The sequence below is a fragment of the Azoarcus taiwanensis genome, assembly GCF_012910885.1.
Taxonomy (GTDB): Bacteria; Pseudomonadota; Gammaproteobacteria; order Burkholderiales; family Rhodocyclaceae; genus Azoarcus_F; species Azoarcus_F taiwanensis.
Genome location: NZ_WTVM01000145.1, coordinates 1 through 9,040, shown reverse-complemented (window position 1 = coordinate 9,040; position 9,040 = coordinate 1). Strand labels below are relative to the sequence as shown.

The window sequence follows — 9,040 nt, the reverse complement described above, 5'->3', positions numbered from 1 at the left end:
CGTCCCGAGTGATCGCCATCGCATGCCGACAGGTCGGGTCGGCTTCGTCGAGCTCGATTTCTGGCGGCACTCCCTGCTCTTGCACGAATACGGTCTCGCGCACCGGCATTACCTTGTCACGGGCCTCATGCCAGTCCGCAATGCATATTCTCGGCTCGTCCATGACCGTCACCCCGTGATGTCAACAACCGTGCCCACCGGCACACGCTCGAACAGCTCGATCACATCGCGGTTTCGCATCCGGATACAGCCGTGCGACAGCGGCACGCCCATAGGCTGATCGTCCGGCGTCCCGTGAATGTAGATGTAGCGCCGCATGGTATCAACCGCACCGAGCCGGTTGCGGCCGGACTCGCAACCGCTGAGCCACAGGATGCGGCTGAGGATCCAGTCGCGCTCGGGAAAGCGTGCCGCCAACTCCGGTGTCCACACCTCCCCCGTCGGTCGTCTGCCACGAAACACCGCTCCGGAGGGCGCACCCGCACCAATGCGCGCACGCACGACGTGCCGCCCCCGTGGCGTGCAGCCACTGCCCTCGATCTCGCCGGGCCCGTTGAGCGCGGTAGAGACGGGATACTCTGCCGACAACACACCATTCTGATCCAGCAAGGTCAGGCGCTGCGTACCGATGTCGATCTCGATCTGCATCAGGCTCATGCGATCGCCGTGCGTCCGCGGCGGGCAGCGAAGAAGGCGGAAAGCATCTGACCGCATTCGTCGGCGAGCACCCCCCCGACGATCTCCGCATGATGATTGAGGCGGCGTTCGACAAAAAGGTCGACAACACTGCCGGCGGCACCGGTCTTGGGGTCTCGGGCGCCGAATACCACACGGGCGATTCGAGCATGCATGATTGCCCCCGAGCACATGACACAGGGCTCGAGCGTTACGTACAACTCGCAACCCGGCAGACGATAGTTACCGAGCCGCTTGGCGGCATCGCGCAAGGCCATGATCTCGGCGTGAGAAGTCGGATCATGGCCGCGGATGGGTTGATTGAAGCCCCGACCGACGATCTCGTCACCCAACACCACGACCGCGCCCACCGGCACCTCGTCGAGGCTACCGGCCAGACGGGCCTGCTCGAGTGCAGCCTGCATGAAGTTTTCTTCGCGTGTCATCTTGGTCTAGAGTGCCGACTTGTGCGGACGTTTCAGTCTACCCGAGCACAGGCGGATTCCGAAGGGCTCAGCCCACGGTGCGAAGGCGTCAGACGATTGTGCTGCAACGCAGCAATGAACCGTTCTTTGCTATCATCGCGACAAATTGCGAGAGATATCCAGTGGCTGAGGAAAACCAGTTTTTTCGTCCGGTAACGGATTTTTGCCGCCGCGGCGTCGTCACCTGCGGCGCCGACGACAAGCTCGTCGACGTTGTCGCCATCATGCGCGAGCGCAACATCTCGAGCATCGTGGTTACCGCAGGCGACAAACCACTTGGCATCTTCACCGACCGCGACCTGCGCAACAAGGTCGTCGCCCTAGGGCTCGACCCCAACACCCTCGCAGTACGCGACATCATGAATGCGCCGTTGGCTGTCATCCGTGAAGACGACTTTCTTTACGAAGCCCTGTATCGCATGTCGCGCGCAGGCATTCACCGGCTCGGAGTGGTAGATCGCCAAGGCGCGCTGGTGGGCATCATCACCGACACCGACATCCTCAAGCTGCAGGCTCATTCGCCTCATCAACTCGTTCTCGACATCGAGAAGGCAGAAACGCTCGACGATCTCGCCGTACTGCACAAGCGCATCGAGGCTCTCGTGGTTCACCTCTCGGGCACCAATCTGCAGACGCGCGACATGGTCCGGCTCATTGCCAATCTGAACGACCAGATCCTGTTGCGCCTCATCGCGCTGTTGCGCCGCGAGCGCTTCGCCGACCTGCCCGAGGGCTTTGCCTTTGTCGTCATGGGTAGCGAGGGTCGCAGTGAGCAGACGCTTTCGACCGATCAGGACAACGCGATCGTCTATGCCGATACGCTGGGCGCCGACGAGGTCGCACAAGTCGAAGCATTCTCCCAGGCGCTCATCAACGCGCTGATCGAGATCGGTGTCCCCCCCTGTCCCGGCGGCATCATGGCCAAGAATCCCGAATGGCGCCGCAGCCTGGGCAAATGGAAAGGCGAGATCAGCCGCTGGTTCGACACTCCGACCCCGGACAACATCATGATGGGCAGCATGTTCGTCGATCTGCGATTGATCTACGGCGACGCTGCTCTGGTCGAAGCACTCAAATCGCACATCTTCACTCATCTCGCTAAGGATCGCGGTTTCATCATGCGCATGGCGCAGAACATGATGGGTTTCAAGCCACCGCTGGGCTGGTTCGGCAAGATCAAGAGCTCATCCGATCCGGCGCATCGGGGCGAGATCGACATCAAGAAGGCCGGCATCTTCGCGATCACCGACGGGATCAAGGCCCTGTCTCTTGAGGCTGGCAAGCTTGATGGCGGCACGCTGGACCGGATCGACTCCCTTCATGCCGGCGGGGTGCTCAAGAGCGAGATGGCCGAAGACCTTGACGCCAGCTTCGAGTTTCTCGTCCATCTGCGCCTGCGCGGTCACGTCGAAGCCGTGACTGAAGGCCGCACAACCTCGAACTACATCCGTCTCGATGAATTGAACCGCATGGAAAGCGCCCGCTTGCACAGCGCACTCGAGGGTGTTGCCCGCTTCCAGCAATTCATCCAGCACCACTTCAGCCTCAACCTTTTGCGCTAATGCGCCGCTAAGCCCATGACTATCTCTCTTGGCCCTCTCCTCGCACTCCTCGCCGGCATTCTGATTCTGCTGATTCCCCGCCTGTTGAATTACATTGTCGCGATTTATCTGATCATCGTCGGCGTAGCCGGACTGCTGGGCGTAGGAACCATCAACATCAGGTAGGCCACACCCTGTTGTAGTCAGCCGGCGTGAAGCGTGGCGGCAAATCACAAACGGGGTGCAGGAGTCGGCGCTTCATGCGCTGGCTATCAAGAAATGCCGGGTTAGGACAGTCCGTCAGGCACGGATGAATCGTCAAGATCGATTTCCGACAGTGCACACAGCGCCAGTCCATTCTCAGCCGGCGCGATCGCACAGCCGCCGTGCTCGCCCACGACGCGGTAGCGAAAACTCCCGCACTGCACGCTGACCCCTTCGTAGATCGCCTGCTCCGCGACGACGCGGGATGTCTTGGCCAACTCGATCTTGCTCCCGATCGCCGTGGCCTCATCGCGCAATGCCTCGATCTCAGCCGACAGGGTCGCTGCCGTATTGCGCGCGCGTTCCACTGTCTCCGGCGGAAGCCGCCCCGGCTGACTCTGCGCAAAAGCGAGGAGTTTGCTGATCTCGAGCAACCGGGTTTCCTTGCCATCCCGTGCTTTCCCCAGTTCGACAATCCGTTTGTGCATCTCGGGGCCCGCACCGATTTCGAAGCGTGTGACGATTCGATTGGGCGAACCCAGCACCTTTCCGGTAATAGACAAACTTGCCAGCAATCGCCCGAAGCAAGGACCTGATCGCTCTCCATGGTCTCTCCCAGTCACCTGCACACCGCCTGCGTCAGTATCAGGCCATATCGGACCAGCATTCAAGCCTTACGCCCCGACGTTCAGACTCATACCATGTTGGAAAAGACTAAAGCTTGTATGCACCAAGCCCTGTGATCATAATCGTGCGATGGACGAGATCGACACTTTTGCTTCGGGCGACCGTCCGGACACCTCTGATGATGCAATCCCGCTTGCGGGGCTCAGCGCACTGACCGGCATCCTTCGCAAGTGCGGCGGCGTCGATTTCTCCGCGTACAAGGAGACGACTCTTTCTCGCCGCGTTCGGCGACGCATGGAACTGACCGGTTGTGATGCGCTGGTGTCCTATCTCGAACGAATCGAGGCAGATCGAAGCGAGTGCGAAGCGCTCCTGCAGGATCTGCTCATCAATACCACCGGTTTTTTCCGCGACAAGCCAGTTTTCGAACTGCTCGCCAACGAGGTTCTACCGGATCTTCTTCGCGGACGGGACCCGTCCGACGAACTCCGACTCTGGTCGGCAGGCTGTTCGACCGGCGAGGAAGCCTATTCCCTGGCCGCTCTCGCACTCGACGTAGCGGGCAGGCTTGGTTTCCATGGAAACATCAAGGTGTTTGCCACCGACATTGGCGGCCCGGGGCTGGCGGCTGCGTCGGAGCGGGCTTTCCCGGACGCTCTTGTGCAAGAAGTGCCCGAAGCATTGCTCAGGCGCTTTTTCCAGCGCGAGGACGAAGGCTGGCACCCGGACAGCAGCCTGCGCCGCCATATCGTCTTCGCACGGCACAACATTCTGACCGACCCTCCCTTCACCCGCATTGACCTCGCGCTCTGTCGCAACCTGCTCATTTATCTCAAACCCGAGGCACAGCGGAAGGCGCTGGCACAGCTGCACTTTGCCCTGAGCCCTCAAGGCTTGTTGTTGCTTGGTCTGAGCGAAACGGTCGGCGAACTCGAAGACCACGCCTTTAGTACGGTCGACCGCTCCTGCAAACTCTATCGTTGTCAGGGCGACTCACTTCCACGCGGCCCCGGTTCGGTGCCGCATCACAAGCGCACCCTCTTGCACTTAGACGAGTCCGGCGACGCACGTCCGACCACCCCTGAGGATCTCGCTACCGAACTGAACTCAACACGCGAACAGCTCCACGAGGCCGTGCTCGAATTGCGCAGCAGCCATGAGCGCATCGACCTCGTCAATGAGGAACTCACCGCCTCGAACGAAGAGCTTCAAAGTGCAAACGAGGAGCTGAAGTCGGTCAATGAAGATCTCTACACCCTCAACGCGGAGCTGGAGAGAAGGAACGAGGCGCTTACCAACCTCAATCGGGACTACGACCACCTGCTAACCAGCGCCGAGGTTGGTACCGTTTTTCTGGATGCGAATCTGTGCATCAGGCGTTTTAGCGCTACCCTGCACGACTTTCTTGCATTGCGCAGCCAGGACCTCGGCCGGCCGATCTCCGAGATTACCTACCGGCTCGGGGACGCACGTCGCTTCCTGGTCGACTTGCAACACGTTGCGACCACGGGAGAGCGGATCGAACACGAAATCGAAACCGAATCCGGGCTCTGGTACCTGGAGCGGATGCTACCCTTTCGCGGCGAACAAGGCGTCCGTGACGGCGTCGTCCTCACCTATACCAATATCAGCAGCGTGAAGACCGCACAGGCGGAGGTCGCCGCGCTCGCACGCGAGCGCACCCAGTTGCAGAACATCCTCGACGCGATGCCCGACGGCATCTACATCGTCAATGCAAAGCACGATATTGAGTATCTCAACCCTGCGCTTGAGCGAGAGTTCGGACCAACGGGCAATCGCAAGTGCTACGAGTACTTTCACGGTCTCGAGCAACCCTGCGATTGGTGCAAGAATCCCGCAGTGTGGGAGGGAAAGTCAGTCCATTGGGAATGGACCTCACCCATGGGACGGACTTTCGACCTTTTCGACATGCCTTTCCGCAACCCGGACGGATCAATCAGCAAGTTCGAGATCTTCCATGACATTACTTTGATCCGTCAGAGCCAGCAGCAGCTGTCCGAAGCGGCTGCGCTGGCCCACGTCGGCTACTGGGAGTGGCAACTACCAGACGGGACGCTCAACTGGGGTATCGAGACCAGCCGCATCCTGGGTTGCAAGCACGACAAGGAGACGCCTGGCTACAAGACCTTGGTCAAGCGTATCTCCCCCGAAGACCGACGACGCGTCGCACGCGAGCTGACGCAGGCGGTTCAATCCGGCCGGGAATTCCGGACTGAGTTTCGTTTCGTCCGCGGTGACGGCTCGGCCCGAGTCGCCCGAGCAATGGGACACCTGCAACACAATGCCGATGGTCGACCGCTGATAATGTCTGGAGCGATTCAGGACGTCACCGAAATGTGGCTCATGGAACAGGAGCTTCGGGCGAGCGAAGAGCGCTTTGCGGTCGCTTTCATGTCGGCACCCTTCGCCGCTTCAATCACGTCTGTGAAAGAAGGCAGGATCATCGAGGCGAACAATCGCTATGCAACCCGGTTTGGTTGGCAACGCGAGGATCTAATCGGAAAGACCGTGCTGGAACTCGGCATGTGGCCTGACGGCGCATGTCGGGAGCGCTGGCTGTCTCAGCTGGAACGCGACGGTTCGGTGCTCGACTACGAGGCAGTTGGGCGAGACCGGGCAGGCAACGCGCGTCACATTTCCTTGTTTGCGAGCTATGTCGAAATCGGCGGCGAGCGCCACATCCTGACATTTGTGAACGACATTACCGAAAGGAAAGAGGCCGAGGCTCGCATCGAATACTTGGCGCACCATGATGCGCTGACCGGACTGCCGAACCGCGTGCTGTTCCGCGACCGCTTCGCCCTGGCAACCGCCTGGGCCGACCGTTCGGATGCGAAGATTGCGCTGCTGTTCATCGACCTCGACCATTTCAAGACGATCAATGACACGCTCGGCCATCCCGTCGGCGACAGTCTGCTCAAGCTGGTTGCTGAGAGGCTGCGCCACTGCGTACGCGAAACAGATACGATCAGCCGACTGGGTGGGGATGAGTTTCTCATCGCACTCACCGACGTGCGCGACAGTGAAGCGATCAACCACTGTGCCAGCAACATTCTCGAAACCTTGGCACGCCCGTTCGAGCTTGAGGGGCAGGCGCTGACAAACACACTATCAATCGGTATCGCCGTGTGGCCCGACGATGGCGAAGATTTCGACACACTCCTGAAAAAGGCCGATACAGCCATGTATCAGGCAAAGGATGCCGGACGCAATACCGCACGCTTCTACACCGAGCAGATGAACGTCGATGCGATCGAACGCCTGCAGATCCGCACTGCGTTACATCGCGCACTGGACAACGACGAGTTCACGATTCACTACCAGCCACAGATCGAGCTGGCGAGCAATCGGGTCATTGGCGTTGAGGCGCTGCTGCGGTGGAACCGGGAAGGTCGTGAACTCGTGCCTCCCCAACGTTTCATCCCGGCCGCCGAGGAAAGCGGCCTCATCATACCAATCGGCGACTGGGTTCTCGCCCAGGCATGTCGTCAGGCTCAGCAATGGGTGCGCGAAGGCCTGCCGGAACTTAGCGTGGCCGTAAATCTATCCGCGATACAGTTTCGACGTGGCAGTCTGGAAGACAGCGTCGCAAAGGCACTTTCGGATTCCGGAATCGACCCCACCCGACTCGAACTCGAACTGACGGAGTCCTTGCTGCTCGACAACAGCGTCGGCATTCTTGATACGCTGAGGAGGCTGAAATCACTTGGCGTCCGGCTTTCGATCGACGACTTCGGCACCGGCTACTCGAGCCTTGCCTATCTGAAACGCTTCGCGGTCGACAAGCTCAAGATCGACCAATCCTTCGTACGGGATATAGCCTCAGACCCCGATGATGCCGCAATCGTACGTGCAATCGTCAGCATGGCACGGACCCTCAAGCTAAAGGTCCTCGCCGAAGGCGTAGAGAGCGAGGATATCGCGCGCTATCTGCGCGTCTTCAACTGCGACGAAGTCCAGGGCTATCACTTCGCCCGCCCGATGGATGCGACGGCTTTGGCCGATTGGTTAAAGGCGAGGCAATGATTCCAATTTGACAACAGTGTTCTCAACGTCTGTTCTCATTCGCCATGACGAAAGAGAACAGACGCTTGCCGACGAAGATCTGCAACCAGACCGAAGGAGCCGAATCACTCCCACTCGATCATCAACAAGCCGCCTAAACCCGCGTGGTTAAAGGGATTGGCTGTGATCAACATAGGGCGTTACCGTCACTTTTACCGTAAGAAGCGCGCATCTTTTGCTGGCGCGGGAGATGGAGCGATTTGCGGGGCGGCGACTCTGGCAACACCATCATCAATCAATCCGAAGGATACAGGACTGGGAATGCAGCGTCAGCGACACCGTTGACAGCTGAGGGGCAATCCCACAGTGGCTACGGGTGCTCCCCTGCTCTCTCGTGCTCCCAGAATCGCTGCATCGCTTCAAACGCCTTTCGCTCTGCGTCCAGAACCCTAGCAATGTCAGCAAACTCTGGAGCAGGACGGAATCCAGTCAAGGCTGCCTCAACCTCTCGCCGAGCAGCTAGCCATGTTTTTAGCAAAGGTTGCCACTGCCTGTCCCAGTAGCCGAACGGACGAGAGTCAGGCGATTCAATTTTGCGCAGGGCGCTGTGCATGACCGCCCCCGCAGTCCGCGCGGCGTCATCCCAACGCACCGGGATGCGCCAACCAGCATCACGGATACCACCTGGACTCCGCATATCGGGACCAACAACAGCAACCGGCACACCATCGACCGTACCGAACCCGAAGATCCTGTGATCAACACGATCGCCTTCCTCAAACGGGCACTCCTGGTTGCTGGACATAATCGTTCTCCGTCTTCAAGTTCGGTCGTAGAGGTGGCGCCCTTCCCCTTGATGATCACTACACACGTACCGGCAGCGTGACCTTCGGCTGAATGGGGACAAGTGTCTTCGCGAAAGCGCGCAAGATGTCGTTGTAAAGGTCTGCGTGCTTGGGTGCCTCAACGGTGATGATCAAGGCGTAGCGGATCTTCTCGGCACTCGTCGTTGGCCCACCAGCTTCGCGTGCGTTGTAGTGGATGTCGAATACAGGGTTGTCGAGACTACTGCCCCGCATGGACTTATTGCCGTGCAGAACCGTCTCCCACTTGCCCATGTCGGAACGGCGCTCCTCCTCCGTGGCGTACTTCTTCATATCGAAGAATCCCTTTGTTTCGGCGTTGGCCTTGCCTTCCTTTACCTTCTTGTCGCTGGGCCGAAACACGATCTCCAAGCCCGCCCTCGTATATGCAACGGCATCCTGCGGGTCCGTCGGCGAGGCATAGCAGAAAGTTGCCTTCAAGCGGACATTTCCTTGCAGGCCACCAACAGGAAGCGGGAGCGTCGCACGCAGGTATTTCCCCGGCTTCAGCTCACCCTGATAGACCACTCTCGCCACGCCTGTCGGACATGTGATGATCTCCATCAAATCCTCCGGCACCTTCCCCCAGCCCACTTCGACCTTGTCGTGGGTTGATGAG

General features: G+C 59.5%; 7 protein-coding genes and 1 pseudogene. 3 read left to right on the top strand and 5 right to left on the bottom strand.

Annotated elements, in window-relative coordinates; all coding sequences use genetic code 11:
* Positions 1-168: 168 nt before the first annotated feature.
* Positions 169-648, bottom strand: coding sequence for a L,D-transpeptidase (locus GPA21_RS17190; protein ID WP_168989338.1), 480 nt, complete (start codon positions 646-648; stop codon positions 169-171).
* A gap of 5 nt (positions 649-653) precedes the next feature.
* A complete protein-coding gene (gene tadA, locus GPA21_RS17185) occupies positions 654-1,121 on the bottom strand; it encodes a tRNA adenosine(34) deaminase TadA (protein WP_168989337.1) in 468 nt (155 codons plus the stop codon).
* 161 nt (positions 1,122-1,282) lie between these two features.
* Between tadA and GPA21_RS17180 the strand changes: the two genes are divergently transcribed.
* Together GPA21_RS17180 and GPA21_RS17175 are read left to right on the top strand one after the other, a co-directional pair.
* The gene (locus tag GPA21_RS17180) at positions 1,283-2,722 is read left to right on the top strand and encodes a DUF294 nucleotidyltransferase-like domain-containing protein (RefSeq protein WP_168989336.1); all 1,440 of its coding nucleotides are present in this window, start codon (positions 1,283-1,285) and stop codon (positions 2,720-2,722) included.
* Between the two features lie 15 nt (positions 2,723-2,737).
* The gene (locus GPA21_RS17175; RefSeq protein ID WP_168989335.1) at positions 2,738-2,887 is read left to right on the top strand and encodes a DUF3096 domain-containing protein; all 150 of its coding nucleotides are present in this window, start codon (positions 2,738-2,740) and stop codon (positions 2,885-2,887) included.
* 101 nt (positions 2,888-2,988) lie between these two features.
* Here GPA21_RS17175 and GPA21_RS17170 read toward each other — a convergent pair whose 3' ends face one another.
* On the bottom strand, positions 2,989-3,528 hold the full coding sequence (locus tag GPA21_RS17170) for a FapA family protein (RefSeq protein ID WP_339379799.1): 540 nt from the start codon (positions 3,526-3,528) through the stop codon (positions 2,989-2,991).
* 133 nt (positions 3,529-3,661) lie between these two features.
* Here GPA21_RS17170 and GPA21_RS17165 point away from each other — a divergent pair, with 133 nt between their 5' ends.
* A complete protein-coding gene (locus tag GPA21_RS17165) occupies positions 3,662-7,579 on the top strand; it encodes an EAL domain-containing protein (RefSeq protein ID WP_168989333.1) in 3,918 nt (1,305 codons plus the stop codon).
* Between the two features lie 349 nt (positions 7,580-7,928).
* Here the strand turns inward: GPA21_RS17165 and GPA21_RS17160 are convergent, their stop codons facing one another.
* A complete protein-coding gene (locus GPA21_RS17160) occupies positions 7,929-8,363 on the bottom strand; it encodes a hypothetical protein (protein WP_168989332.1) in 435 nt (144 codons plus the stop codon).
* 58 nt (positions 8,364-8,421) lie between these two features.
* Positions 8,422-9,040: pseudogene (locus tag GPA21_RS17155) on the bottom strand (peptidase S8 and S53, subtilisin, kexin, sedolisin); the annotation flags it as partial.

Coding starts and splice junctions, on each gene's coding strand:
- GPA21_RS17190 (WP_168989338.1), bottom strand. CDS start 648: ATGCAGATCGAGATCGACATCGGTACGCAGCGCCTGACCTTGCTGGAT.
- tadA (WP_168989337.1), bottom strand. CDS start 1,121: ATGACACGCGAAGAAAACTTCATGCAGGCTGCACTCGAGCAGGCCCGT.
- GPA21_RS17175 (WP_168989335.1), top strand. CDS start 2,738: ATGACTATCTCTCTTGGCCCTCTCCTCGCACTCCTCGCCGGCATTCTG.
- GPA21_RS17165 (WP_168989333.1), top strand. CDS start 3,662: ATGGACGAGATCGACACTTTTGCTTCGGGCGACCGTCCGGACACCTCT.
- GPA21_RS17160 (WP_168989332.1), bottom strand. CDS start 8,363: ATGTCCAGCAACCAGGAGTGCCCGTTTGAGGAAGGCGATCGTGTTGAT.